This is a genomic window from Diaphorobacter sp. B2A2W2 (assembly GCF_056730635.1).
Genome location: NZ_JBWZOR010000012.1, coordinates 1 through 24,792, shown reverse-complemented (window position 1 = coordinate 24,792; position 24,792 = coordinate 1). Strand labels below are relative to the sequence as shown.

Sequence of the window (24,792 nt, the reverse complement as noted above, 5' to 3'; positions counted from 1 at the left end):
CGCCGGCGCCAGCCGGTCGCCCGGCCTCTTTCCCGACCACCATGCCCGTCACCCACCCTCCATCGGTCGTGCAGGACCACGCTGCCAGGCCCCTTGCCCAGCCGCAGGGCGAGTGGGTGGCCGCGGCCTTTGCCGACCGCCGGGCCTGGCGGCGGGTGGCGGCGCAGCTCAAGGACTGCGGTCCCGGCGTTGCCTGGAGCCTGCAAGGCGTGCAGCGTCTGGACCACGTGGGCGCGCAGATCCTGTGGAACCACTGGGGCCGCGCCTGGCCCGAGCAGCTGGAACTGACCGAGAACCAGCGTGAGATGCTGGAGCGCGTGGCGCAGTACACCACCCCCTGCGAGTCCCCCGCGCCTTGGCGCCTGGGCGACCAGGTGGACCGCCTGGGTGTGCTGGTGCTGCACGCGCTGGACCATGTGCGCCATCTGGTGATATTGGTGGGCCAGCTGGTGCTGGACGTGCTGCGCCTGCTGCGCAACCCGCGGCGCGGGCCATGGCGCGACATCTCGGGCCACCTGTACCGCATGGGCGCCACGGCGCTGCCCATCACGGCGCTGGTGGGCTTCCTGATCGGCGTGGTGCTGGCCTATCTCATGTCGCTGCAGTTGCGGCAGTTCGGCGCCGAAGCGTTTATCGTGAACATCCTGGGCATCTCGCTGATCCGCGAGCTGGGGCCCATGCTGGGCGCCATCCTCGTGGCGGGGCGATCGGGCTCGGCCATCACCGCGCAGATCGGCGTGATGCGCGTCACTGAGGAACTGGATGCTATGCGCGTCATGGGCATACCGCACGGTTTTCGCCTGGTGATGCCGCGTGCGCTGGCGCTGGCGCTGGCCATGCCCCTGGTGGCCCTGTGGACCACGCTGGCGGCGCTGGCGGGCGGCATGCTGGCTGCGGACCTGACCATGGGCATCTCGTCGGCCTACTTTGCGCAGGCCCTGCCTGCCGCCGTGAATGTGTCCAACCTGTGGCTGGCGATGTCCAAGTCGGTGGTTTTCGGCGTGTTCATCGCGCTCATCGGCTGCCACTGGGGGCTGCGCGTCAAGCCCAACACCCAGAGCCTGGGCGAAGGCACCACGGCCTCGGTGGTGAGCGCCATCACCATGGTGATCATCGTGGACGCGCTGTTCGCCGTCGCCTTCAAGAACGTGGGTTTCTAGCCATGGATGCCACCCGCCCCGCCGCAGACGCCGACACCAGGGCCGTGGTTGAGCCGCCGGTGGTGGACATCCGCGGCCTGGCCACGGTGTTCGGCCGGGGTGACGAAGCCTTCACGGTGCACGACGACCTGCAGCTCACCGTGCAGCGCGGCGAGATCCTCTCGCTCGTTGGGGGCTCGGGCACCGGCAAGACGGTGTTGCTGCGCCACATCCTGGGGCTCACGCGGCCCACGCGCGGCAGTGTGGAGGTGCTGGGCCGCTCGGCGGCTGAGCTGGTCGGCGGCGAGCGCGCCAGCAGCCGCGTGGGCATGCTGTTCCAGCACGGGGCGCTGTTCTCGGCCTTCAACGTGCTGGACAACATTGCTTTCGCGCTGCGCGAGCTCGGCACGCTGCCGCCCGCGCTGGTCAACGACGCGGCCATGGTCAAGCTGCGCCTGGCGGGGCTCAAGCCCGAGCACGCCACGCGCATGCCGGCGGACCTCTCGGGCGGCATGATCAAGCGCGTGGCCCTGGCGCGCGCGCTCATCATGGACCCGCCGCTGCTGCTGCTGGACGAGCCCACGGCGGGGCTGGACCCGAGCAGTTCCGACGAGTTCTGCGCGCTGCTGCGCGAGCTGCATGCGGCGCTGGGCCTCACGGTGATCATGGTCACGCACGATCTGGATACCCTGTACGCCCTGTCCACGCGCGTGGCCGTGCTGGCCGACCGGCGCGTCATCGTCACCGGCACGCCGCAGGAGGTCGCGCGCTTCGACCATCCCTTCATTCACCACTTTTTTCTCGGAGAACGCGGCCGCCGTGCCATGGCCCAGCCGCCCGCCGCCTCTTCGTCCAAGGAAGCCTGATGGAAAACAAGTCCCATGCCCTGGCCGCAGGCATTTTCGTGATCGCCGTGGCGGCGCTGCTGGCCGGCCTCGGCATGTGGCTCACGCGCGACCAGACCGATTACCAGCTCTACGAGCTGTCCAGCAAGGACAGCGTGAGCGGCCTGCAGCCCCAGGCAGCCGTGCGCTACAAGGGCGTGGCCGTAGGCAAGGTCACGCACATCGGTTTTGACCCGCAGGTCTCGGGCAACGTGCTGATCCGTATCGCCGTGAATGCGGACGCGCCCATCAGCCCCACCACCTTCGCCACACTGGGCTACCAGGGCGTGACGGGCCTGGCCCATGTGCAGCTGGACGACGCGGAGGCGCCGCTGCCCGCGCCGCCGCCGGGCGCCAGCGGCCTGCCGCGCCTGCCGCTGCACAGCTCCTCGTTCAGCCAACTGGCCGAGCAGGGCCCGGCCATCCTGGGCCAGGTGCAGGAGGCCACGCAGCGCATCAACACCCTGCTGGGCGACGAGAACCAGCAGCGCTTTTCCACAGCACTGAAGCAGTTGGGCGACGCGGCGGGCAGCATCGACCAGCTCGCGCGCCGCCTGGACAACACCGTGACCACCCGGCTGGACCCTGCGCTGGCGGGCGTGCCGCCGCTGGTGCAGGACACGCAGCAGACCCTGCAGGCGCTGCGCCAGGCGGGCAGCAGCGCGGCCACGGCCGCCAACGACGTCAGCCAGGCCATCCGCACGCTGCAGGCCGAGGGCGGCGCGCTCGACGAGATCGCCGCGGGCGCCAAGTCGCTGGCCGGCGCGGCCGACCGCTTCGGCCGCGTCACGCTGCCGCGCATCAACCATGCGGCCGACGAGACCGCGCGCGCCGCGCGCCGCCTGGGCCGCACGGCCTCGGGTATCAACGACAACCCGCAGTCGCTCATCTATGGACCAGGCCGCTCGGCCGCGGGGCCCGGCGAGCCTGGTTTCACCGCTCCCGCAGCGCAGCCCTGACGCATTGCAAGGACCCTATGATGACTATTAAAAAGATAGCTGTTGGCGCTCGCCAGATAAGCGCTAAAGCCATTTTTGGCTTCACATTTATGGCGCTGATGGCGGGCTGCTCCATCCTCCCCGAGCCGCCGGTGCGCGCCGATGTGTACGACTTCGGCCCCGGCCCCTTGCAGGCGCCGGGCCCCGCGGCCAGCGCGCCGCTGCCCCCGATCGCGCTGGCCGAGGTGACCGCCACGGGCCTGCCCGAGGGCAGCACCGCGCTGCTGTACCGGCTGGCCTATACCAACGCCCAGCAACTGCGCCCCTACACCCAGGCGCGCTGGAGCCTGCCGCCCGCCGTGCTGCTGCACCAGGCGGTGCGCGAGCGCCTGGGCCAGCGCCGCGCGGTGCTCTCAGGCGACGACGGCATGGCCGTGTTGCTGGAGCGCGGCCGCATGCCCAGCGTGCTGCGCCTGGAGCTGGAGGAGTTCAGCCATGTGTTCGGCGCGGCCCAGGCGAGCGCCGGCCTGGTGCGTGTGCGCGCCGTGCTGGCCGACGCGAGCACTGCGGGTGAGACGCTGGTCGCGCAGCGGGTGTTCGTGGCGCGGCGCGATGCCGCCACGCCCGATGCCGCCGGCGGCGCCAAGGCCCTGGCCGATGCGGCGGCCCAGGTGGCCGAGGAGCTGGCCGCATGGGTGGAGCAGTCCGGCCGCTGAGCGCCTGCGCCCTTCCCACCCCCAGAGACATGCGGCGCATGTCTTTTTTTTTTGCCCACCGCGCACCGGCGACGGGGCGGAGGCCTACATGCCGCTGTCGCACTGGGCTGACGCGGCTTGCGTGCGCGCACCGACGCGCTGCCGCCGGGCACCTGCCTAGAGTCCATTCATCGCCTCGCAATGCCCGGCGCCGTACAGGGGCCAGGCAGGCGATCCCTCAACAACCGCTACAGGAGAGTGACGTATGAACGAAGACCGCATTGAAGGCAACTGGAAGCAGTTCAAGGGCAAAGTGAAGGAGCAATGGGGCAAGCTGACCGACGACGACCTGGACGTCATCGCCGGCAAGCGCGACCAGCTGCTGGGCAAGCTGCAGGAGCGCCACGGGCTGGCCCGGGACGCAGCCGAGGAACAGCTCAAGGGCTGGGAACAGCGCAACCCCGACTTCCGCTACGACTGACGCAACGCGCCGCAGGGGCACGACTCGCGCGCCCTGCGGGATCCAATTTCCATCACATTCATCTGGAGGACATTCCATGAAAAACGCACGCAATCTGCTGGCCCTGGCGGCCGCTGCCCTGATGGCCACTTCGGGCATGGCCATGACCAAGGAGGAATACAACGCCGGCAAGGACCGCATCGGCGCTGACTACAAGGCCGCCAAGGCGCAGTGCGACACCCTGCAGGGCAACGCCAAGGACGTCTGCATGAAGGAGGCCAAGGGCCGCGAGAAGGTGGCCAAGGCCGAGTTGGAAGCCCAGTACAAGCCCAGCGACAAGGCCACCTACAACGTGAACGAGGCCCGTGCCGACGCTGACTATGAAGTGGCCAAGGAAAAATGCGACGACCAGAAGGGCGACGCCAAGGACATTTGCGTGAAGGACGCCAAGGCCGCCCATGTGGCCGCCAAGGAAAATGCCAAGGTGCAGCGCGCGCAGGCCAAGCCCGCCGACTCCACCGCCGAGAAGCGCGCCGATGTCGCAGAGGCCAAGAAGGACGCCGCAGAGGCCCAGCGCGAAGCCAACTACAAGGCCGCCAAGGAGCGCTGCGACACCATGAGCGGTGACGCCAAGGACAAGTGCGTGGCCGATGCCAAGCGCACCCACGGCCAATAAACCGGCAAACATGTGCAGCCCCGCCTCTGGCGGGGTTTTTTTTGTCCCCCACCAGCGGCGCCGACATGACATGTGTCAATACCGCCGGTGGCGGTTTTTCTTAAGCTCGCGCCGCTTCATAACGCCGCACAGGAAGGAAAGACCGCCCATGGCCGCATTGCAATGGTCCGAGGAACTCGCACTGGATCTGCCGCAGATGGACCACACGCACCAGGAATTCGTGGCACTGCTGCAGGCCGTGGAGAGTGCCGATGACGTGGCGCTCATCGGTGCCTGGGAAGACCTGGTGGCGCACACCGACGCCCACTTCGCCCAGGAGGACCGCTGGATGCAGGCCACCCGCTTTGCCGCGGGCAACTGCCACAGCACGCAGCACCAGGTGGTGCTCAAGATCATGCGCGAGGGCACCGACCGCGCGCGCCAGGGCGAGCTGCATGTCCTGCGCGAGATGGCTGCAGAGCTGGCCGTATGGTTTCCCCAGCATACGGACGCCATGGACGCGTCCCTCGCCCAGCACCTGCGCCGCGTGGGCTTCGATCCCGCCACGGGCAGCGTGCAGACGCCGGGCGCGCTGCCCGACGATCTGATCCACGGCTGCGGTGGGGCCTGCTCTTCGGGTGATGACACATCCGCCCAGCCCGCCGCCGCGGCTTGAACGATCGGCCAGCTCAGCAGAACTGCAAAACTGGGGCGGTGCGGCGCCGCGCCGGGTGCGTGTGGCGCTTGGCGACAGGTTGTGCCGGAGTGGCGCGGCGTGGCGTCCCGCGCCCGCCACGGTTGCTGTCGCGTCGCCCTGCTAAGCTTGCTGCGTTTTCACGGCCAGCCGGAGCCCCCATGACGCCGCATGAACCACCCGAAAGCGCGCTCTATCGCACCCTGCTCGAATCCACGCGCGCCATTCCGTGGAAGATCGACTGGGCCACGGCGACCTTTGCCTACATCGGCCCGCAGATCGAGGACCTGCTGGGCTGGGAGCCCACCAGCTGGCGCACCGTGCAGGATTGGGCCGACCGCATGCACCCCGACGACCGGGACCGGGTGGTCAACTTCTGCATTTCGCAGTCCCAGTCGGGCGTGGACCACGAGGCGGACTACCGCGCGCTCACCACGGGTGGGGATTACGTGTGGATCCGCGACGTGGTGCATGTGGTGCGCGACTTGCAGGGCAATGTGGTGTCGCTCGTGGGCTTCATGTTCGACATCACCGAGCGCAAGCAGAACGAGCACCAGCTGCTGCAACTGCAGCAGGAGCTGCAGGAACTGTCATTCCGCGACGGGCTCACGGGCGTGAACAACCGCCGCAAGTTCGACGCGGTGTACGAGCGCGAATGGCAGGAGGCGCAGCGCACCGGCGAGCCGCTGTCGCTGCTGATGTTCGATGTGGATTTCTTCAAGAGCTACAACGACCAGTACGGCCACGTGGAGGGCGACGAGTGCCTGCGGCGCGTGGCCCGCGCGCTGCAGCAGGCCGCCCACCGCCCGCGCGACTGCCTGGCGCGCTACGGGGGCGAGGAGTTCGTGCTGCTACTGCCCGGGGCGGACGCACCATCCGCGCGCGCGGTGGCGCAGCGCTGCATGCAGGAGGTGGCCCACGCCGGCATCGTGCATGCGGCTTCGCCCCTGGGCCAGCAGCTCACGGTGAGCGTGGGCATGGGCACGGCCCTGCCCGGCACGCAGGATGACTCCAAGCGGTTCCTGGAAACGGTGGACCGCTGCCTTTACCGTGCCAAGCACGCGGGGCGCAACCGCATCGAGGCCACGGCCTGACCGCTATGAACGCGCGGCCAGCACCGGGAACAGCTTGCTCAGCCCGTCGGCCATCACCTCCACGGCCAGCGCCGCGAGGATCAGCCCCATGAGCCGCGTCATCACGTTGATGCCCGTCTTGCCGAGCACGCGCTCGATGGGCTCGGCCAGTGCAAAGCACAGCGCCGTGGCCGCGCCCACCACCACGCCGTAGCCCACCAGCGCCAGGTGCTGCCAGATGCTCTGCGCGCGGTCGGCGTAGATCACCACGGTGGACATGGCCGCCGGCCCCGTGAGCAGCGGGATGGTCAGCGGCACCACGGCGATGCTGCTGCCCGCGGCCGCCTTTTCGGCGCCCTGCTCCAGCTCGTGGGTGTGCGGCTTGGCCTCGGCCGGCTGCGCATTGAGCATGTTCATGGCGCTGATCAACAGCAGCATGCCCCCGCCCACCTGGAAGCTCTGCAGCGAGATGTTGAAGAAGTCCAGGATCTGCAGGCCGACGAGCGCGCAGGCCGCGATCACGCAAAACGCGCTAAACGCCGCCACCTGGACGGTGCGCCGGCGCTGCGCGGCGTTGAAACCGCTGGTGTAGTGGATGAAGAACGGCACGATGGCCAATGGATTCACGATGGCCAGCAGCGTGATGAGCGGCTTCAAGTCCATCAGCGGCCCCCGGCAATGTCCATGAGCGTGGCCGAGGTGTAGCTGGCCGCGTCCGACATCAGCCACACGATGGCTTCGGCCACTTCCTCGGGCGTGCCGCCGCGCCCCATGGGCACCTGGCCTGCCAGGTCGCGCACGCGGTGGGGCAGGCCACCGCTGGCGTGGATATCGGTGTCGATCAGGCCGGGGCGCACGGCATTCACGCGGATGCCCTCGCCGCCCACCTCGTGCGCCAGGCCTATGGTGAGCGTGTCCAGCGCGCCCTTGGACGCCGCATAGTCCACGTACTGATGGGGTGCACCCAGCCGGGCCGCGATGCTGGACACGTTGACGATGCTGCCGCCGGCGCCGCCATGGCGCGTGCTCATGCGCAGCACCGCCTCGCGCACGCAGTAGAAGGCGCCCAGCACGTTGATGCTGAACATGCGCCGCAGGCGCTCGCCGTGCATTTCGTCCACGCGGGCAGGGCGGTCCACCACGCCCGCGTTGTTCACCAGTGCCGTGAGGCGCCCCAGGCGGTGGTCCACGGTTTGGAACAGAGTCACTACGTCGGCCTCCACCGCCACATCGGCCTGCACCGCGATGGCGCGCCCGCCCGCGGCCTCGATCTGGCGCACCACGCCTTTCGCGGCTTCGGCGTGGCGCAGGTAGTTGATGGCCACGGCCCAGCCGCGCTGCGCGGCCAGTACGGCGGCGGCAGCGCCGATGCCCCGGCTGCCGCCGGTGATCAGAACAATCTTGTCCATGTACGGGTGACTCCTGCAAGAATGGCGCATTGGAACAGGTTTGCGGCGCTGACGCGTATCGTCCACGCGCCTGCATTCCCTTCGCTCAACGCCTCAGGAGACACGACATGGGACAGTGGGTGGACCTTACCGCCAGCGACGGATTCACGGCCCCCGCCTGGGTGGCGCGCACCGACGGCGCGCCGCGCGGCGCGGTGGTGGTGCTGCAGGAGATCTTCGGCGTCAACGCCCACATCCGCGCCGTGACCGACCGGCTGGCCATGCGCGGCTACCTGGCGGTGGCGCCGTCCACCTTCGCGCGGGTGCAAAAGGGCGTGGACCTGGGCTACAGCGATGCCGACATGAAGGCCGGCCGGGCACTCAAGGCCGCCGTGGAGGGGTTGCCCGCGCCGGGCGTGATGCCCGACATCCAGGCCGCCATCGACTATGCCGCGCGGCACAGCGACTGCAAGGTCGGCGTGGTGGGCTTTTGCTGGGGCGGGCTGCTCACCTGGCGCGCGGCCTGCATGCTGCAGGGGCTGTCCGCGGCCGTGCCCTACTACGGCGGCGGCATGACCACGCCCGCCGAGGTGGCGCGCCAGCCGCGCGTGCCGGTGCTGGCGCACTTTGGCGAGCGCGACCAGTGGATCCCGCTGGACAGCGTGCAGGCCTTTGCCCGCGCGCACCCCGAGGCGCAGGTGCACGTGTACGCGGCGGACCACGGCTTCAACTGTGACCAGCGCGCCAGCTACGACGAGGCCGCCGCCATGACCGCGCGCGACCGCACGCTCGCCTTCCTGGCACGGCACGTCGGCTGAAATTAATAGAGAAAATCACCGCTAGCGCACACCTGGTAAGCGCTAGCAGCTAGATTATTGATAGCGTTTTCGCACCGACATCGCCGCTCAATGCGCACCGGCCGCGGCGTCGGCGCTGCCGCTGGCAGCGCGCGTGGGGTGGGCCAGCCACACCAGCGGGATCAGCAGCAGGAACAGCAGGGCCGAGGCATAGAAGATGTCGTTGGCCGCGAGCATGAAGGCCTGCTGGTTCACCAGCCGCTCCACCTGGGCCAGTGCCTGCTCGGGCGTGAGACCCCCGGCCTGCAGGCCCTGCAGCGCCTGCGTGAAGGGCAGGTGGCCCTGGTGCAGGCCTTCGGTCAGCTGGGCATGGTGCAGGCTGGCGCGCCGCTCCCACAGCGTGGTGGTGACGGACGTACCCACCGCGCCGGCCGTGATGCGCATGAAATTCGACAGCCCCGAGGCCGCCGGGATGCGGTCGGGCGCAATGCCCGACAGCGTGATCGTGACCAGCGGGATGAAGAAGAACGCCATCGCCACGCCCTGGATGATGGTGGGCACCATGATGGTGGCGAGGTCTGCCTGGGTGTTGAAATTGGACCGCATCCACAGCACCAGCGCAAACACCAGGAAGGCCAGCGTGGCAAAGCGGCGCGGGTCCACCTTGGCGATGTTCTTGCCCACCAGGGGCGACAGCACCATGGCCAGCAGCCCCACGGGCGCCATCACCTCGCCGGCCTGCGTGGCGGTGTAGCCCATGTACTGCTGCAGCCACAGCGGCAGCAGCACCACGTTGCCGAAGAACAGGCCGTAGCCCACGGAGGTGGCCAGCGCACCGGCCCAGAAATTGCGGATGCGAAACAGCGCCAGGTCCACCACGGGGTGGTCCTCGCCACGCTCCCAGACCACGAACGCCACCAGGCCCACGAGCGCGACCAGGCCGCAGGCCACCACCCAGGGCGACTCGAACCAGTCGTGCTCCTTGCCGATGTCCAGCATGACCTGCATGGCACCCACCCAGATCACGAGCAGCGCGAGGCCGATGGAGTCGATGGGCAGCGCGCGCCGCTCTGTCTCGCGCTGGTGGAAGATGCCCCAGGTGACCACCACGGCGGCAATGCCCACGGGCACGTTGATGTAGAAGATCCACGGCCAGGTCATGTTGTCGGTGATCCACCCGCCCAGCAGCGGCCCCATGACCGGCGCGATCAGCGTGGTCATGGACCACATGGCCATGGCCAGCCCCGCCAGCGCGCGCGGGTAGCTGGACAGCAGCAGCGACTGCGACAACGGGATCATCGGCCCGGCCACGAAGCCCTGCAGCGCGCGCGCGGCGATCAGCAGCGTCATGTTCGGCGCCAGGCCGCACAGCAGCGACGCGATCACGAACAGCGCCACGCTCGCCACGAACAGGCGCACCTGCCCGAAGCGCTGCGACAGCCAGCCCGTGAGCGGCACCGCGATGGCGTTGGCCACGGCAAAGCTGGTGATCACCCAGGTGCCCTGGGTGGGGCTCACGCCCAGGTCGCCCGCGATGGCGGGCAGGGACACGTTAGCGATCGACGTGTCCAGCACGTTCATGAAGGTGGCCGCCGACAGGGCCAGCGTGCCCCACAGCCGGGCGCTGCCCGTGAGGGGTGGCGGCGGCAGCGGCGGTGTGTGTGCGGGAGCGGTCATGCGCGTCGGCTCAGAGCGTGCCCAGGTTGGCGCGGATGATGCGCGCCACGTCGGCATCGGCGCCCTTGTCCAGCGCGTCGTACACGGCCGTGCTGGCCACCGCTTCCTTGCGCGGCGCATCGGCCAGCGCCGGGCCGCTGCGGTCCTGCGTGTCCACGCTCACGTTCATCGACAGGCCCACGCGCAGCGGGTGCTCGGCCAGCTGCCCGGCATCCAGCGCGATGCGCACGGGCACCCGCTGCACCACCTTGATCCAGTTGCCGGTGGCGTTCTGCGCCGGCAGCAGCGCGAAGGCAGCGCCCGTGCCCACGCCCAGCCCGGCCACGGTGCCGGTGTATTCCACTTTCTTGCCGTACAGGTCGGCGACGAGCGTGGCGCGCTGGCCCAGGCGCAGGTTGCGCAGCTGGTTCTCCTTGAAATTGGCGTCCACCCAGACCTCGCGCAGCGGCACGATGGTCATCAGCGGCGTGCCCGCGGCCACGCGCTGGCCCAGCTGTACCGTGCGCCGCGCAACGTAGCCGTCCACGGGTGCGGGCAGGGCGGTGCGGCGATCGGCCAGGTAGGCCTCGCGCACCTTGGCGGCTGCGGCCTGCACGCTGGGGTGCTGCGCCACGGCCACGCCCTGGGTGAGCGACTGATTGCTGGCGAGCTGCTCGCGCGCGGCGGCCACGCCCGCCTGCGCAGCGGCCAACTGCGTGCGCGCGGTCTGCAGCTGGCTCTGCGCGTGGCGCAGTTCCTCCTGCGAGACGGCGCCCTCGCCGGTCAGGGCCTGGCGGCGGCGCAGGTCGTCCTCGGCGCGCGCGATCTCGGCCTGGGCGCGTGCGGCCTCGGCCTCGCGCAGGCGCACCTGCGCGGCCAGGGCGCTGTTGTTGGCGTACAGCGTGCGTGTCTGCCGCACGGCCTGCGCCAGGTTGGCCTCGGCCTGCTGCAGCGCCACGCGCGCGTCGGCCGGGTCCAACTGCACCAGCGCGGCGCCGGCCCGCACGAAGTCGGTGTCGTCGGCCAGGATGGACATCACCGTGCCGCCGGTCTGCGGCGTGATCTGGATGACGTTGCCCTGCACGTAGGCGTTGTCGGTGTGCTCATAGTGGCTGGCGACCAGCCAGTCGTACAGGCCCCAGGCGCAGCCGGCGAGCACGACGACGCCAGCCAGGGTGAACAGCGCCTTGCGGCGGGAAGCCTTCGACGCGGTGGAAGGGGTGGAGGGAGTTGCGGTCATGGTGGACAAGGGCAAAAAAGGGGGAATGGGGGCGAATTCAGCGGGCGGCCGCCACCGTGGGGGCCGCTTGCGGGGCTTGCGCTGTGGGCGGCGGCGTGGCCGCATAGCCGCCGCCCAGGGCGCGCATCACGCCCACCTGGTTGTCCAGCCGCCGCGCGGCCAGGTCCACGGCCAGGCGGCGCTGGGCCAGCACCTGGCTTTCGGCCGACAGCACTTGCAGGTAGGTGCCCAGGCCTGCCTCATAGCGGCGCCGCGCAATGCCATAGGCGGCCTGTGCGGATTCGCCGGCCTGGCGCTGCTCCGCGATCTGCCGTGCGATCGAGCTGCTGCTGGCCAGCTGGTCGGCCGCGTCGCGCACCGCTTCCAGCAGGGCGGCGTTGTAGCTTTCGACGGCGGCGTCCCGGTCGGCCGCCTTGCCGCGCAGGTTGGCGCGCAGGCGGCCGGCATCGAAGATCGGCAGTCGCAGCGCCGGGCCCACGCCCCATTCACGGCTGCCGGCCTCGATGAAACGGTCCAGCCCCACGCTGGCCAGGCCCACGAAGGCGGTCAGGCTCACGTTGGGATAGAACTGCGCCCGCGCCACGCCCATGTCCTGGGTGGCGGCTTCCACGCGCCAGCGCGCGGCCGCCACGTCGGGGCGGCGGCCCAGCAGGTCGGCGGGCACGGCGGCAGGGGTTTCTGAAAAATGGATAGCTGCCAGCGCTTGTGGGGTCAGCGTCTGGGCCGCCTGGGGGGCGGCAATCAGCGCGCCCAGCGCATTGCGTGCCAGGGCTTCCTGCTCGCGCAGCGCCTCGATCTGCTGGCGCGCTTCGGGCAGGGCGCCTTCGCTTTGGCGCAGCTCCAGCTGGGTGTCCAGCCCGGCCTGCACGCGCCGCTGCACCAGTTGCAGCATTTCGGTGCGCTGTTGCAGCGTGCGCTCGGCCACGGCGCGCTGGGCCTGCAAGCGTGCCAGCTGGAAGTAGCCCTGCGCCACGCGGCTCGCGAGCAGCAGGCGCGCGGCCTCGGCGTCGGCGCGCGCGGCCTGGGCCTCGCCCAGTGCGGCGGCGAGGGCGGCACGGTGTTTGCCGAAGAAGTCCAGCTCCCAGCTGCCCGACAGGCGGGCGGTATCCACGCTACGAATGGCGCCGGCCTGGCCGGGGGGGTAGGGTCCGTTGGCGCTGTAGCGCTGGCGCGTGGCGTCCAGGCTGCCGTTGACCTGCGGGCTTTGGGCCGCGCGGGCGGTGTCGGCAAAGGCCTCGGCGCGCGCGATGCGGGCGGCGGCCTGCTGCAGCCCGGGGTTGCCTTGCAAGGCCTGGGTGATGAGCGCATCCAGCTGCGCATCGCCAAAGCTGCGCCACCAGTCGGCGGAGACCGCAGTCTGCGGCTGCACAGCAGCATCTGCGCCGGATGAGGGCGCAGTGGCCAGGCCCAGGGAGGCAGGGTCGCGCATCCGGGCGTGGGAGTCGATACCCGCCATGTCGGCGCAGCCCGACAGCAGAGGCAGGGCCAGCAGCGCGACGGCCAGGGTGGCGCCATACAGCAGCGCACTGCCGCGGGGCGCGGTTGGAGGAGTGAGCGCCGGGGCGCTGGAGGGTGAGAGGTGGTTTTTCATGTTGTGGTCTCTCGGCAAAGGGCAAACGGGGCGGGCTGCAAGGCCCAGGCGCTGGCGCCTATGGCCCGCCTTCTGGAGGGCGTACGTTGGCGTAGATGCGTTTCAGGAAGTCGCGCAACTGCGCCTCTTCCTCGGCGGAGAAGCCCTGCAGCAGCTGGTCCTGCACCTCGCCCAGGAGGGCAGGCAGCTGGGCGGCGACGGCCTGGCCCTCCGGCGTGAGCGCGACATGCACCACGCGGCGGTCTTCCTGCGATCGCTCGCGCTGGCACAGGCCCTTGACCTCCAGCCGGTCCAGCAGGCGCGTGAGGCCGCCCGCGTCCAGGTGGCACATGCGCGCCAGGGCCGCGGCGGTGCCGGGCGGGTCCAGCAGCAGGCGCAGCAGGGGTTTCCACTGCGCGTCGGTCAGGCCCAGGGGCTCCATGCGGCGCTCCACCTCATACCCCAGCAGGGTGGTGATGCGCCGCATCTGAAAGCCGATGCTGCGCTCGATCTCGAACGGCACCGGCAGCTCCGGGTCGGACAGCGGGCAGGCGGCATCCGCCGACAGGGGGGGCGGAATGGAAGGTGAATTCATGTCGTGACAATAGTTGACTGATCAATTATTGTCAAAGCAGTAAAACAAAACCCTGCTGGAAGCCGGGGCGGCGTGGCCGTGCAGCCGCGCGTGCGAGGAAGGGGTCAGCCCTGGCCGGTGCGCGCCAGGTAGCGCTTGCGCCAGAAGAACAGCGTGAGGCCGACGGCCGTGGCGGTCATGCTGCCCATGGCCCACCAGAAGCCGTCTTGCTTGTGCACCAAGGGGATGAACTCGAAGTTCATGCCGAAGATGCCGGCGATCAGGTTCAGCGGCAGGAACACGGCGGTGAGCGCCGTGAGCGTGCGCATGATGTCGTTGGTGCGGTTGCTCTGCGCCGAGAAGTGCATCTGCACCGTGGCCTCGGTGCTTTGCTCCAGCCGGCGCACGTGGTGCACCACGCGCTCGATGTGCTCCAGCACGTCGCGGCTGCGCACCTTGAGCAGGTCCAGCTCGCGCAGGGCCGCCGGCGTGTCCGACGAGGGGGCCCAGGTCTCCAGCACCGCGCACCAGGCCTGCACGGCGGCGCGCTGGTCTTCGCAGATCTCGTCGAGCTGGTGCAGGGTCAGGCGCGCGTCCATCAGGGCGCGCCAGTTGTTAAAGCGCGTGCGCGGCTGCAGCAGCTCGGCCTGCCAGTGGTCAAGCTGGCGCGACAGCTCGCGGCGCAGGTCCAGGTAGTTGTCCACGATCTGGTTGACCATGCGCAGCATCAGGTCGGCCGGGCTGGCGGGCAGGCGCGTGCCGGCCACAGGGCCGGTGCGCAGTTCGCGCACCACGGCTTCGGCGGGCGTGGTGGGCGGCGCGTTGCCGTTGGGCGCCTCGGGCGGGGGCGTCGTCGTCGGAGCCGGCGGGGTGATCAGGCGCGCCGCGTAGGCATCGCGCACGGAGCAGTCGGCCGGGTGCACCGACAGCAGCACCTGGTCGAACACCGCGAAGCCCACGGGGCTGGTGTCGATGCGCCGCAGTACGGGCGGGCCGCCGCGCGCCGCCGCCGGCATGAGCGGGGCGGCCGCGGGGGCGAGCGATGCGCTCAGGCGGCGCACCACCAGCATGTCGTACTGCGAGGTGTAGTCGTAATGCGAGGGCAGCTGGGCGTTGAGCAGGTCGGACACGTGCAGGTCCACCAGCTGCTGGCCCGTGAGCGCCTGCAGCACACCCTGCAGGCGCGGCAGTTCGGTGCTGAACGCCGCACGTGTGCAGGCGATCCAGTAAAAGCCCCGCGCGGGCGGCTGGGTGGGCAGCTCGGGCAGTTCCCGCGCTTGGGCGCCGGGCTGCAGGTGGAAGATGCGGATCGCCTGCGGGGTTAGGGTCAAATCGGCCTCCAACGCTTATGGGGCAAGCGCAAGCAGCTATTATTTTGCGAGCAAACGCGCGGCGTCCAGCGCGAAGTAGGTCAGCACGCCGTCGGCACCCGCGCGCTTGAAGGCCAGCAGCGACTCCATCATCACCTTGTCGTGGTCCAGCCAGCCGTTGGCGGCGGCGGCCTTGAGCATGGCGTACTCGCCGCTGACCTGGTAGGCGAAGGTGGGCACCTTGAATTCGTCCTTCACGCGGCGCACCACGTCCAGGTAGGGCATGCCGGGCTTGACCATGACCATGTCGGCGCCCTCGGCCAGGTCCAGCGCCACCTCGCGCAGGGCCTCGTCGGTGTTGGCCGGGTCCATCTGGTAGACGTTCTTGTTGCTGCGCCCCAGGTTGGCGGCCGAGCCCACCGCGTCGCGGAACGGGCCGTAGAAGGCGCTGGCGTACTTGGCGCTGTAGGCCATGATGCGGGTGTAGATCTGGCCGTGGGCCTCCAGCGCCTCGCGGATGGCGCCGATGCGCCCGTCCATCATGTCGCTGGGCGCGACCATGTCCACGCCGGCCTGGGCATGGGTCAGGGCCTGGCCTACCAGCAGTTCCACGGTCTCGTCGTTCAGGATGTAGCCGGTGTCGTCCAGCAGGCCGTCCTGGCCGTGGCTGGTGTAGGGGTCCAGCGCCACGTCGGTCATCACGCCGAGGTCGGGGAATTCGGCCTTGAGCCTGCGCACCACGCGCGGGATCAGCCCGTCGGGGTTGAGCGCCTCCTTGCCATCGGGCGTCTTGAGCGCCGCATCGATCGACGGAAACAGCGCGAGCACCGGGATGCCAAGCTTCACGCACTCTTCAGCCACGGGCAGCAGCAGGTCCAGGCTCAGGCGCTCCACGCCGGGCATGGACGCCACGGGTACGCGCAGGTTGGAGCCTTCGTGCACGAACACCGGGTAGATGAAGTCGTGCGGCGTGAGCACGGTCTCACGCACCAGGTTGCGGGTGAATGCATCGCGGCGCAGGCGGCGCGGGCGATTGGCGGGAAAGGGGGTGGGGCTGGACAGATGCATGGCGTCGATTGTCCTTCACTCCCATGCCGGGCTCCACCCCTGCGCTCATCCTTGCCCGGGCCTGCCCGTGGCCGCTGGTGGTAGCCTGTGCCACTTGCCATCTCGCCAGGAGTGCGCCATCACCACCGCAGCACAGGAGCACCGCTGGAACCAGCGGTACATGCAAACCGCAGTGACGCGGCCCTATTGGCGCGTGTGGACCTACGAAACGCCCGCCGTGGTGCTGGGCTGCTCGCAGCGCGCCTATCTGGACGGGGCCCGCGCGCGCCTGGCGCCCGGCATGGAGTTGTTGCAGCGCCCCTCGGGCGGTGGTGCGGTGCTGTGCGGCCCGTGGATGGTGAGTTGTTCGGTGGTGCTGCCGCCATCGCACCCCTGGGTGCAGGGCCGCCTGCCCGACAGCTACCAGGGGCTGGGCCAATTGCATGCGCAGGCACTGGCTCCGTGGGGTGTGGCGGCGCGGGCGCTGCCGCCCGATCAGGTTGCCGCTGCCAACGCCCGCGGCGGGCCGGTGGTGCCCTGGGCCTGCTATGGCAGCCTTGCACCGTGGGAAGTGGTGGATGTGGCCGGCCGCAAGCTGGTCGGCCTGGCCCAGCGGCGCCAGCGCGCCGGCGTGCTGCTGGTGGCGGGCACCCTGGTCACGCCCCCGGACTGGGCGCTGCTGTGCCAGGCGCTGGACCAGCAGGGCGACGAAGCTGCACTGCGCGCACGCACCGTTTCGTGCGCCGAACTCAGTGCCCGTGCGCCGGATGCGCAGCAGATGGCCAGCGCCTTGCGCGTGGCGCTGACACAGACGCTGGGTGAAGAAGCGGGCGACGGCGCGGGCGAGGCGGCGGACGACTCCGCGCGCTAGGCAACGGCGCCGAACCGTCCCTAGCGGACGCTCCATCTTGCGTACCCTGGCGGTGGGTGCTAGATTGGCCCTGGGCGGCCCCTCCGCCCCCCGCTTCACCTCCCTGAGCGGGCCCCGCTGCCTGCGACGCGGCGGGGTTTTCCGCCCGGATTTCCGGGCATTTTTTTGCCTCATGGCGGTTCCGTGTCCCGACCGGGTAATGCAGCACCGGCACCGCCACGTACACTGCGCCGATGCTCTGGGTCAAAGCCTTTCACATCGTTTTCGTCGCCAGCTGGTTTGCTGGCCTGTTTTACCTGCCGCGCATCTTCGTCAACCTGGCCATGGTGGCGCCCGGGTCGGTGGCCGAGCGGGAGCGCCTGCTGCTCATGGCGCGCAAGCTGCTGCGCTTCACCACGCTGCTGTCGGTCCCCGCCATCGCGCTGGGCCTGTGGCTGTGGCTGGGCTACGGCATCGGCAAGGGGCCGGGCAACGGCTGGCTGCACGCCAAACTGGCCGTGGTGCTGCTGGTGGTGGGCTACCACCACGCCTGCGCCGTACTGCTGCGCAGGCTGGCTTCCAACGCGGACCAGCACAGCCACCGCTGGTTCCGCTGGTTCAACGAGGTGCCGGTGCTGCTGCTGCTGGTCGCCGTGGTGTTGGTGGTCGTCAAGCCGTTCTGAGATGCAGCGGCTGCAGCGTTGCCCGGCTTCGTTTCCTCGCAATGGGGGCGGCGCGCGGCGGGCGGCAGCGGCCACGGCACGAGGTGATTGAGAGGGCATGCACAAGACGTCCGCCTGGCCTCTGGCGCTCATCTACGCGGCGCTGATCGTCTTCGCCAGCCTGTTCCCGTTCGACGGGTGGCGCGAGCAGGGAATCTCGCCCTGGGTGTTCTTCTCGGCGCGCATCCCGCCGCCGTACTGGACCTGGTTCGACGTCAACATGAACATCGCGGGCTATGCCCCGCTGGGGTTCCTGCTGGCCTTGGCGGGCCTGCGTTCTGGCTGGCCGCGCGCGGCCGTGCCGTTGGCGGCACTGGCGGGTGCGCTGCTGTCGCTGGGCATGGAATACCTGCAGATCTTCCTGCCGCGGCGGGTGCCGTCCAACATGGACTTCGCGCTCAACGCGACCGGTGCGCTGCTGGGAGCGTTGGCGGCCGCGCTGCTGGAGCGCTTCGGGGCCATTGCGCGTTGGAGCCGCTTTCGCGAGCGCTGGTTCGTTCCGCATGCGCGCGGCGCGCTGGTGTTGCTGGCGCTGTGGCCCTGGGCCCTGCTGTTCCCGGCGGCGCTGCCCTTTGGCCTGGGGCAGATGTGGGAGCGGCTGGAGGCCGCGCTCATTGAGGCGCTGCAGGACACGCCGTTTCTGCAGTGGCTGCCCGTGCGCGAGGCGCCGCTGGAGCCCCTGTCGCCGGGCGCCGAGCTCATGGCCGTCGCGCTGGGGCTGCTGATCCCCTGCCTGCTGGGCTACTGCGTCATGCGCCATGCGGGGCGCCGCATGGCCTTCGCACTGGCGACGGCCGCCGTGGGCGTGGGCGTGACGGCGCTGTCGTCGCTGCTGAGCTATGGGCCCACGCACGCTTGGGAGTGGCTCACGCTGCCGGCCCGCATGGGCGTGCTTGTTGCCCTGGGGGCGGCCCTGGCGATGGCGGCCGTGCCGCGGCGCGGCTGCGCGGCGTTGCTGCTGCTGGCGCTGATGCTGCACCTGAACCTGCTCAACCAGGCGCCCACCAGCGCCTACTTCGCACAGACGCTGCAGGCCTGGGAGCAGGGGCGCTTCATCCGCTTCTACGGCCTGGGGCAGTGGCTGGGCTGGCTCTGGCCCTATGGGGCACTCGCCTATGTGGTATTGCGGGTGTCGCGCCGCGATGGCGACTCCTAGAATCGTGCCATGAGCGACACCACCCCCCAGTACTACCAGCGCCACATCTTCTTTTGCCTGAACGAGCGCACGAACGGCGAGAACTGCTGCGCCCACCATGGCGCCCAGCAGGCGTTTGACCGCTGCAAGATGCTGGTCAAGCAGCAAGGCCTGATGGGCCCCGGCAAGGTGCGTGTGAACAAGGCGGGCTGCCTGGACCGCTGCGCCGGCGGCCCCATCGCCGTGGTCTATCCCGAAGGGACTTGGTACACCTACGTGGATGAGAGCGACATCGACGAGATCGTGGAGTCGCACCTCAAGAACGGCGTGGTGGTCGAGCGCTTGCTCACGCCGCCGGAACTTGGCCGCTGATTTGCGCTCACTATCCTCTTTGTAGTGTTTTGGGCTCCAGCGCTTTCCCATCCAGCGCGGGCAGCTCTTGATTGGATAGCAACGTGAATGCCCAGACCGAACGCCTGACCCTCACGGGCGCCGCGGGTGCCATCGAGGCTGCGCGCGATGCCGCGGCCGACGGCGTACCGCCGCGCGGCGTGGCGGTGATCGCCCATCCCCACCCGCTCTTCGGCGGCACCATGGACAACAAGGTGGTGCAGACCCTGGCGCGCGCCTTTGTGGCCTGCGGCTGGACGGCCGTGCGTTTCAACTTCCGGGGCGTCGGCGGTACCGCTGGCGTGCATGACGAAGGGCGCGGTGAGCTGGAGGATCTGCTGGCCGTCGTCCGCCAGGTGACGCCCGAGGGGCCTGGCGCCGTGCCGATTGCCCTCGCGGGTTTCTCCTTCGGCGCCTTCGTCACCAGCCACGCGCTGGCGCGGCTGTGGCCCGAGCGCCCAGTGGAGCGCGCCGTGCTCGTGGGCGCGGCGGCCAGCCGTTTCAAGGTGGCCGACGTACCCGCCGAGGCCCATCTGCGCACCCTGGTCGTGCACGGCGAAGCCGATGACACCGTGCCCTTGTCCGCTGTGATGGATTGGGCGCGACCGCAGACACTGCCGGTTACGGTTGTGCCTGGGGGCGGTCATTTCTTTCACGGACAATTGCCGCTGCTCAAGGGCCTGGTCATGCGCCACCTGCAATCCGCGCCCTGACGGCGCGGCACCGTTTCTCTTGTGCCGACCATGCGGTCGGCCCGTTTCTTCTCCCGTTTCCCGAGTGCCTGTTCCCATCATGAAGTCTCTGTTGTCCTCCCTGCGAACCCTTGCCTGCGCCGCCCTGATGGCCCCCGCCATCCTCTGGGCGCAGGTGCCCCAACCGCCGGAGATCGCCGCCCGCAATTACATGCTGGTGGACGTGACGGCCGGCCAGGTGCTGGCGACCAAGGACATCGACGCGCCGGTGGAGCAGGCTTCGCTGACCAAGCTCATGACGGGCTATCTGGTCTTTGACGCACTGCGCGCCAAGAAGATCACGCTGGAGCAGCGCCTGCCGGTGAGCGAGCGCGCCTGGAAGATGCCGGGTTCGCGCATGTTCATCGATCCCAAGATGCAGGTTCCGGTGGACGACCTGCTCAAGGGCATGATCGTGCAGTCGGGTAACGACGCCACCGTGGCCCTGGCCGAAGGTGTGGGCGGTACGGTGGAAAACTTCGTGCGCCTGATGAACGAGCAGGCCAAGGCGCTGGGCATGACGAACACCGCCTACAAGAACCCCGAGGGGTTGACCGAGCCCGGCCACACCACCACCGCGCGCGACCTGGCCACGCTGGCCACCCGGCTGATGCAGGACTTCCCCGAGTACATGCACTACTACTCGACCAAGCAGTACCGCTACGAGGGCACGCCCGCCTCCAACAGCAACAACCGCAACATGCTGCTGTTCCGCGATCCATCGGTGGACGGCCTGAAGACCGGCCATACCGCCGCCGCGGGCTATTGCCTGGTCGCCACGTCCAAGCGCGAGTTTCCCAATGTGGGGCAGCGCCGCCTGCTGTCCATCGTGCTGGGGGCCGCGAGTGAAAACGCCCGCGCCAACGAGAGCCAGAAGCTGCTGAACTGGGGCTACACGGCGTTTGATTCGGTGAAGCTGTTCGACGCTGGCCAGGCTGCCGCCACGCCCGCCGTGTGGAAGGGCACGCAGAGCACCCTCAAGATCGGCCGCCCTGAAGCCATCGTGATCACCGTGCCTTCGGGCAGCGCGGGCAAGGTCACGACCGAGATCGTACGCAAGGACCCGCTGGTCGCGCCCTTCACCAAGGGACAGGCCATCGGCACGCTGAAGGTGAAGTTGGGTGAGCAGCAGGTGGCCGAGGTGCCCCTGGTGGCGCTGGAGGATGTGGCACAGGCCGGCATCTTCGGCCGTGCCTGGGACGCCATTCGCCTCTGGATCAAGTAATCGCCACGCTTTGGAGGCGGCTCAGCCGGGGGTTCATCGTCCCCGGATTGCCTGTCCGCTTCCAAACTGGTACATTAGAAGGCTTTTCGGAATTTCCGAAGGGTTTCACGTTTTCGCTTTTTATAGCAATTCACGTTTAGGGACGTATTAATGCCAACCATTAACCAACTCGTGCGTCAGGGCCGCACGGTCGAAGTTGTCAAATCCAAAAGCCCTGCTATGGAAAACTGCCCCCAGCGCCGTGGCGTGTGCACCCGTGTGTACACCACGACGCCGAAGAAGCCTAACTCCGCTCTGCGTAAGGTCGCCAAGGTGCGCCTGACCAACGGTTTCGAGGTGATCTCCTACATCGGCGGTGAAGGCCACAACCTGCAAGAGCACAGCGTGGTGCTGGTGCGCGGCGGTCGTGTGAAGGACTTGCCCGGTGTGCGTTACCACATCGTGCGCGGTTCGCTTGACCTGCAAGGCGTCAAGGATCGCAAGCAGGCCCGCTCCAAGTACGGCGCGAAGAAGCCCAAGGCCAAGTAAGCCCTGGACCTTTCGGTCTGAGATTTTTCGGTGCTGTTCCCGCGTGGCGCGGTGACACAGCGTAGTGACCCTAAACGCAGGTGTTCTGCGCGGGTCGAGTAAGTGGGAGTCCTGAATGGCTCTCGCGGTGCCGGGAACGGTGCCAACTGAAGCAAAGATAGAGGTAAAAAATGCCACGTCGTCGCGAAGTCCCCAAACGTGAAATCCTGCCGGATCCCAAGTTCGGCAATGTCGAGCTGTCCAAATTCATGAACGTGATCATGGAAGGCGGCAAGAAAGCAGTTGCAGAGCGCATCATTTATGGCGCCCTGGATCTGATCTCCCAGAAGCAGCCTGAAAAGGATGCTCTGGAAGTGTTCGTCACGGCCATCAACAACGTGAAGCCGATGGTCGAAGTGAAGTCCCGCCGTGTGGGCGGTGCGAACTACCAGGTGCCCGTGGAAGTGCGTCCCGTGCGCCGTCTGGCCCTGTCGATGCGCTGGATCAAGGAAGCCGCCCGCAAGCGTGGCGAGAAGTCCATGGCCCAACGCCTGGCCAACGAGCTGATGGAAGCCACCGAAGGCCGTGGTGGCGCCATGAAGCGTCGTGACGAAGTGCACCGCATGGCCGAAGCCAACAAGGCCTTCAGCCACTTCCGCTTCTAAACCAGACGGAAGTCATCAAGGGTTCATCTCTGATCACGATAAAGGCCGCAGGCGTGCACAAGCGCGCTGCGGCCTTGTGTTGATGGAGGCCCTTAAGACAATAGTCGCGCGCAGCGTGCGGCTCCGAAACCCAAGCGATCAACCAAGGATTCATCATGGCTCGCAAAACACCCCTTGAGCGCTACCGCAATATCGGTATCTCCGCACACATCGACGCTGGCAAAACCACGACGTCCGAGCGTATCCTGTTCTACACGGGCGTGACCCACAAGCTGGGCGAAGTGCACGACGGCGCAGCCACCACCGACTGGATGGAGCAAGAGCAAGAGCGCGGCATCACGATCACCTCGTCCGCCGTGACCTGCTTCTGGAAGGGCATGGACCTGTCCCGCCCCGAGCACCGCATCAACATCATCGACACCCCCGGCCACGTGGACTTCACCATCGAGGTGGAGCGTTCCATGCGCGTGCTGGACGGCGCCGTTATGGTGTATTGCGCCGTGGGTGGCGTGCAGCCCCAGTCCGAGACTGTGTGGCGCCAAGCCAATAAGCACAAGGTGCCCCGCCTGGCCTTCGTGAACAAGATGGACCGTACCGGCGCCAACTTCTTCAAGGTCTATGACCAGATGAAGCTGCGCCTGAAGGCCAACCCTGTGCCCATCGTGGTGCCGATCGGTGCGGAAGACAACTTCCAGGGCGTGGTCGACCTGCTGAAGATGAAGGCCATCATCTGGGACGAGGCCTCGCAAGGCATGAAGTTCGAATACGGCGAGATCCCCGCCGAGCTCGTCGACACCTGCAAGAAGTGGCGCGAGAACATGGTGGAAGCCGCCGCCGAAGCCAGCGAAGAGCTGATGAACAAGTACCTGGAAGAGGGTGACCTGTCCGAGGCCGAGATCATCGGCGGCCTGCGCCAGCGCACCATCGCCACGGAAATCCAGCCCATGCTGTGCGGCTCTGCGTTCAAGAACAAGGGCGTGCAGCGCATGCTCGACGCCGTGCTGGATCTCCTGCCTTCGCCCGTGGACATCCCCGACGTGGCCGGCACCGATCCCGACGACGAAGAGAAGAAGCTGTCGCGCAAGGCCGACGACAACGAGAAATTCTCGGCCCTGGCATTCAAGCTGATGACTGACCCGTTCGTGGGCCAGCTGACTTTCGTGCGCGTGTACTCGGGCGTCCTGACCAAGGGTGACACCGTGTTCAACGCCGTGAAGGGCAAGAAGGAGCGTATCGGCCGTATCGTGCAGATGCACGCCAACGAACGCCAGGAAATCGAGGAAATTCGCGCTGGCGACATCGCTGCCTGCGTGGGCCTGAAGGACGTGACCACCGGCGACACGCTGTGCGATATCGAATCGCCCATCGTGCTGGAAAAAATGGTGTTCCCCGAGCCTGTGATCGCACAGGCCGTGGAGCCCAAGTCCAAGGCTGACCAGGAAAAGATGGGTATTGCCCTGTCGCGCCTGGCCTCCGAAGACCCGTCGTTCCGCGTGCGCACCGACGAAGAATCGGGCCAGACCATCATCGCCGGCATGGGCGAGCTGCACCTGGAAATCATCGTGGACCGCATGAAGCGCGAGTTCAACGTGGAAGCCAACGTGGGCAAGCCCCAGGTGGCCTACCGCGAAACCGTGCGCAAGACCGTCACCGATGTGGATGGCAAGTTCGTGCGCCAATCCGGTGGTAAGGGTCAGTACGGCCACGTGGTGTTCACGCTGGAGCCGCAAGAAGCCGGCAAGGGCTTCGAGTTCGTCGACGAAATCAAGGGCGGTGTGGTTCCTCGCGAATACATCCCTGCGGTGGAGAAGGGCGTGATCGAAGCGCTGACCTCCGGCGTGCTGGCGGGTTACCCCGTGGTGGACGTCAAGGTGCGCCTGACCTTCGGTTCGTACCACGACGTGGACTCGTCCGAGCAGGCTTTCAAGATGGCCGCCATCTTCGGCTTCAAGGAAGCGGCTCGCAAGGCCAACCCCGTCATCCTCGAGCCCATGATGGCCGTGGAAGTCGAGACGCCCGAGGACTACGCTGGCACCGTGATGGGTGACCTGTCCAGCCGTCGTGGCATGGTGCAGGGCATGGACGACATGGTCGGCGGCGGCAAGGCCATCAAGGCCGAAGTCCCGCTGTCCGAGATGTTCGGCTACGCCACGCAGCTGCGCTCCATGACGCAAGGTCGCGCGACGTACACGATGGAGTTCAAGCACTACGCCGAAGCACCGCGCAACGTGTCCGAAGCCATCGTTGCGGCTCGCGCCAAGTAAGCCGGGCATATAAGCAAAAGAGCTGCTAACGCTTGTCCATCAAGCGCAGGCAGCTCCTGTTTTTCTAGCAAGTTTCTTGCAATCTGCGATCCGGTGCCGTCCTGTTGCACTGTGCGGGCCGAACCAGCAACCGGATGCAGACGTTAAACCCTCACACAGGCATTGCTCTTTTGGAGTTCGAGA

At 68.3% G+C, this 24,792-nt stretch carries 26 protein-coding genes; 18 read left to right on the top strand and 8 right to left on the bottom strand.

Annotation, left to right across the window (positions count from 1 at the left end):
* Positions 1-41: 41 nt before the first annotated feature.
* From AC1PPL_RS16900 to AC1PPL_RS16865, 8 genes are all read left to right on the top strand, one after another.
* On the top strand, positions 42-1,160 hold the full coding sequence (locus AC1PPL_RS16900; protein WP_479973733.1) for an MlaE family ABC transporter permease: 1,119 nt from the start codon (positions 42-44) through the stop codon (positions 1,158-1,160).
* Positions 1,161-1,162: 2 nt separating this feature from the next.
* Positions 1,163-2,005 carry an ABC transporter ATP-binding protein gene (locus AC1PPL_RS16895; protein ID WP_012655342.1) on the top strand — a complete coding sequence of 281 codons (843 nt, stop codon included), beginning with the start codon at positions 1,163-1,165 and terminating at the stop codon, positions 2,003-2,005.
* The gene (locus tag AC1PPL_RS16890) at positions 2,005-2,982 is read left to right on the top strand and encodes an MlaD family protein (RefSeq protein ID WP_088887848.1); all 978 of its coding nucleotides are present in this window, start codon (positions 2,005-2,007) and stop codon (positions 2,980-2,982) included. The genes AC1PPL_RS16895 and AC1PPL_RS16890 overlap by 1 nt, the downstream gene beginning before the upstream one ends.
* A 17-nt stretch (positions 2,983-2,999) precedes the next feature.
* Positions 3,000-3,677 (top strand): ABC-type transport auxiliary lipoprotein family protein, encoded by a 678-nt coding sequence (locus AC1PPL_RS16885; protein ID WP_479973732.1) that lies wholly within the window; start codon positions 3,000-3,002, stop codon positions 3,675-3,677.
* 244 nt (positions 3,678-3,921) lie between these two features.
* Positions 3,922-4,137, top strand: coding sequence for a CsbD family protein (locus AC1PPL_RS16880; protein ID WP_088887846.1), 216 nt, complete (start codon positions 3,922-3,924; stop codon positions 4,135-4,137).
* Between the two features lie 76 nt (positions 4,138-4,213).
* On the top strand, positions 4,214-4,792 hold the full coding sequence (locus tag AC1PPL_RS16875) for a hypothetical protein (protein WP_012655346.1): 579 nt from the start codon (positions 4,214-4,216) through the stop codon (positions 4,790-4,792).
* A gap of 148 nt (positions 4,793-4,940) precedes the next feature.
* Entirely contained in the window at positions 4,941-5,447 is a 507-nt protein-coding gene (locus tag AC1PPL_RS16870) for a hemerythrin domain-containing protein (RefSeq protein WP_287804003.1), read from the top strand.
* Positions 5,448-5,626: 179 nt separating this feature from the next.
* The gene (locus tag AC1PPL_RS16865; protein ID WP_287743559.1) at positions 5,627-6,559 is read left to right on the top strand and encodes a GGDEF domain-containing protein; all 933 of its coding nucleotides are present in this window, start codon (positions 5,627-5,629) and stop codon (positions 6,557-6,559) included.
* Positions 6,560-6,562: 3 nt separating this feature from the next.
* On the opposite strand, the gene AC1PPL_RS16860 is transcribed toward AC1PPL_RS16865, so the two are convergent.
* Both AC1PPL_RS16860 and AC1PPL_RS16855 read right to left on the bottom strand, forming a co-directional pair.
* Positions 6,563-7,201 (bottom strand): MarC family protein, encoded by a 639-nt coding sequence (locus tag AC1PPL_RS16860; RefSeq protein WP_011803724.1) that lies wholly within the window; start codon positions 7,199-7,201, stop codon positions 6,563-6,565.
* A complete protein-coding gene (locus AC1PPL_RS16855) occupies positions 7,201-7,947 on the bottom strand; it encodes an SDR family oxidoreductase (RefSeq protein ID WP_479973731.1) in 747 nt (248 codons plus the stop codon). The genes AC1PPL_RS16860 and AC1PPL_RS16855 overlap by 1 nt, the downstream gene beginning before the upstream one ends.
* 107 nt (positions 7,948-8,054) lie before the next feature.
* Here AC1PPL_RS16855 and AC1PPL_RS16850 point away from each other — a divergent pair, with 107 nt between their 5' ends.
* Positions 8,055-8,744: a dienelactone hydrolase family protein gene (locus AC1PPL_RS16850; protein ID WP_011803726.1), complete on the top strand. Its 690-nt coding sequence runs from the start codon at positions 8,055-8,057 to the stop codon at positions 8,742-8,744.
* Positions 8,745-8,831: 87 nt separating this feature from the next.
* Here AC1PPL_RS16850 and AC1PPL_RS16845 read toward each other — a convergent pair whose 3' ends face one another.
* The 6 genes from AC1PPL_RS16845 to hemB all read right to left on the bottom strand — a co-directional run bounded on the left by AC1PPL_RS16845 (position 8,832) and on the right by hemB (position 16,141).
* Entirely contained in the window at positions 8,832-10,400 is a 1,569-nt protein-coding gene (locus tag AC1PPL_RS16845) for a DHA2 family efflux MFS transporter permease subunit (protein ID WP_088887842.1), read from the bottom strand.
* Between the two features lie 10 nt (positions 10,401-10,410).
* The gene (locus tag AC1PPL_RS16840; RefSeq protein WP_041836155.1) at positions 10,411-11,619 is read right to left on the bottom strand and encodes an HlyD/EmrA/EmrK family protein; all 1,209 of its coding nucleotides are present in this window, start codon (positions 11,617-11,619) and stop codon (positions 10,411-10,413) included.
* 37 nt (positions 11,620-11,656) lie between these two features.
* On the bottom strand, positions 11,657-13,210 hold the full coding sequence (locus tag AC1PPL_RS16835) for an efflux transporter outer membrane subunit (protein WP_479973730.1): 1,554 nt from the start codon (positions 13,208-13,210) through the stop codon (positions 11,657-11,659).
* Between the two features lie 58 nt (positions 13,211-13,268).
* Positions 13,269-13,784: a MarR family winged helix-turn-helix transcriptional regulator gene (locus AC1PPL_RS16830; RefSeq protein ID WP_479973729.1), complete on the bottom strand. Its 516-nt coding sequence runs from the start codon at positions 13,782-13,784 to the stop codon at positions 13,269-13,271.
* Between the two features lie 104 nt (positions 13,785-13,888).
* Positions 13,889-15,094 carry a magnesium transporter CorA family protein gene (locus AC1PPL_RS16825; RefSeq protein WP_479973728.1) on the bottom strand — a complete coding sequence of 402 codons (1,206 nt, stop codon included), beginning with the start codon at positions 15,092-15,094 and terminating at the stop codon, positions 13,889-13,891.
* Between the two features lie 39 nt (positions 15,095-15,133).
* Positions 15,134-16,141 carry a porphobilinogen synthase gene (gene hemB / locus AC1PPL_RS16820; RefSeq protein WP_047350408.1) on the bottom strand — a complete coding sequence of 336 codons (1,008 nt, stop codon included), beginning with the start codon at positions 16,139-16,141 and terminating at the stop codon, positions 15,134-15,136.
* A 160-nt stretch (positions 16,142-16,301) separates the two neighbouring features.
* Here hemB and AC1PPL_RS16815 point away from each other — a divergent pair, with 160 nt between their 5' ends.
* From AC1PPL_RS16815 to fusA, 9 genes are all read left to right on the top strand, one after another.
* Positions 16,302-16,991, top strand: a complete 690-nt coding sequence (locus tag AC1PPL_RS16815) for a lipoate--protein ligase family protein (protein ID WP_479973727.1) — start codon at positions 16,302-16,304, stop codon at positions 16,989-16,991.
* Between the two features lie 233 nt (positions 16,992-17,224).
* Positions 17,225-17,653, top strand: a complete 429-nt coding sequence (locus AC1PPL_RS16810; protein ID WP_011803734.1) for a CopD family protein — start codon at positions 17,225-17,227, stop codon at positions 17,651-17,653.
* Positions 17,654-17,750: 97 nt separating this feature from the next.
* Positions 17,751-18,848 carry a VanZ family protein gene (locus tag AC1PPL_RS16805; RefSeq protein WP_287743536.1) on the top strand — a complete coding sequence of 366 codons (1,098 nt, stop codon included), beginning with the start codon at positions 17,751-17,753 and terminating at the stop codon, positions 18,846-18,848.
* Positions 18,849-18,857: 9 nt separating this feature from the next.
* A complete protein-coding gene (locus AC1PPL_RS16800; protein WP_011803736.1) occupies positions 18,858-19,199 on the top strand; it encodes a (2Fe-2S) ferredoxin domain-containing protein in 342 nt (113 codons plus the stop codon).
* A gap of 83 nt (positions 19,200-19,282) precedes the next feature.
* Positions 19,283-19,930: an alpha/beta hydrolase gene (locus tag AC1PPL_RS16795; protein WP_479973726.1), complete on the top strand. Its 648-nt coding sequence runs from the start codon at positions 19,283-19,285 to the stop codon at positions 19,928-19,930.
* A 79-nt stretch (positions 19,931-20,009) separates the two neighbouring features.
* On the top strand, positions 20,010-21,173 hold the full coding sequence (locus AC1PPL_RS16790) for a D-alanyl-D-alanine carboxypeptidase family protein (protein WP_011803738.1): 1,164 nt from the start codon (positions 20,010-20,012) through the stop codon (positions 21,171-21,173).
* A gap of 150 nt (positions 21,174-21,323) precedes the next feature.
* Positions 21,324-21,701 (top strand): 30S ribosomal protein S12, encoded by a 378-nt coding sequence (gene rpsL / locus AC1PPL_RS16785; protein ID WP_003059441.1) that lies wholly within the window; start codon positions 21,324-21,326, stop codon positions 21,699-21,701.
* A gap of 170 nt (positions 21,702-21,871) precedes the next feature.
* Positions 21,872-22,345, top strand: a complete 474-nt coding sequence (gene rpsG / locus AC1PPL_RS16780; protein ID WP_011803739.1) for a 30S ribosomal protein S7 — start codon at positions 21,872-21,874, stop codon at positions 22,343-22,345.
* 155 nt (positions 22,346-22,500) lie between these two features.
* Positions 22,501-24,609 carry an elongation factor G gene (fusA, locus tag AC1PPL_RS16775; RefSeq protein WP_088887835.1) on the top strand — a complete coding sequence of 703 codons (2,109 nt, stop codon included), beginning with the start codon at positions 22,501-22,503 and terminating at the stop codon, positions 24,607-24,609.
* The last annotated feature ends 183 nt before the right edge of the window (positions 24,610-24,792 follow it).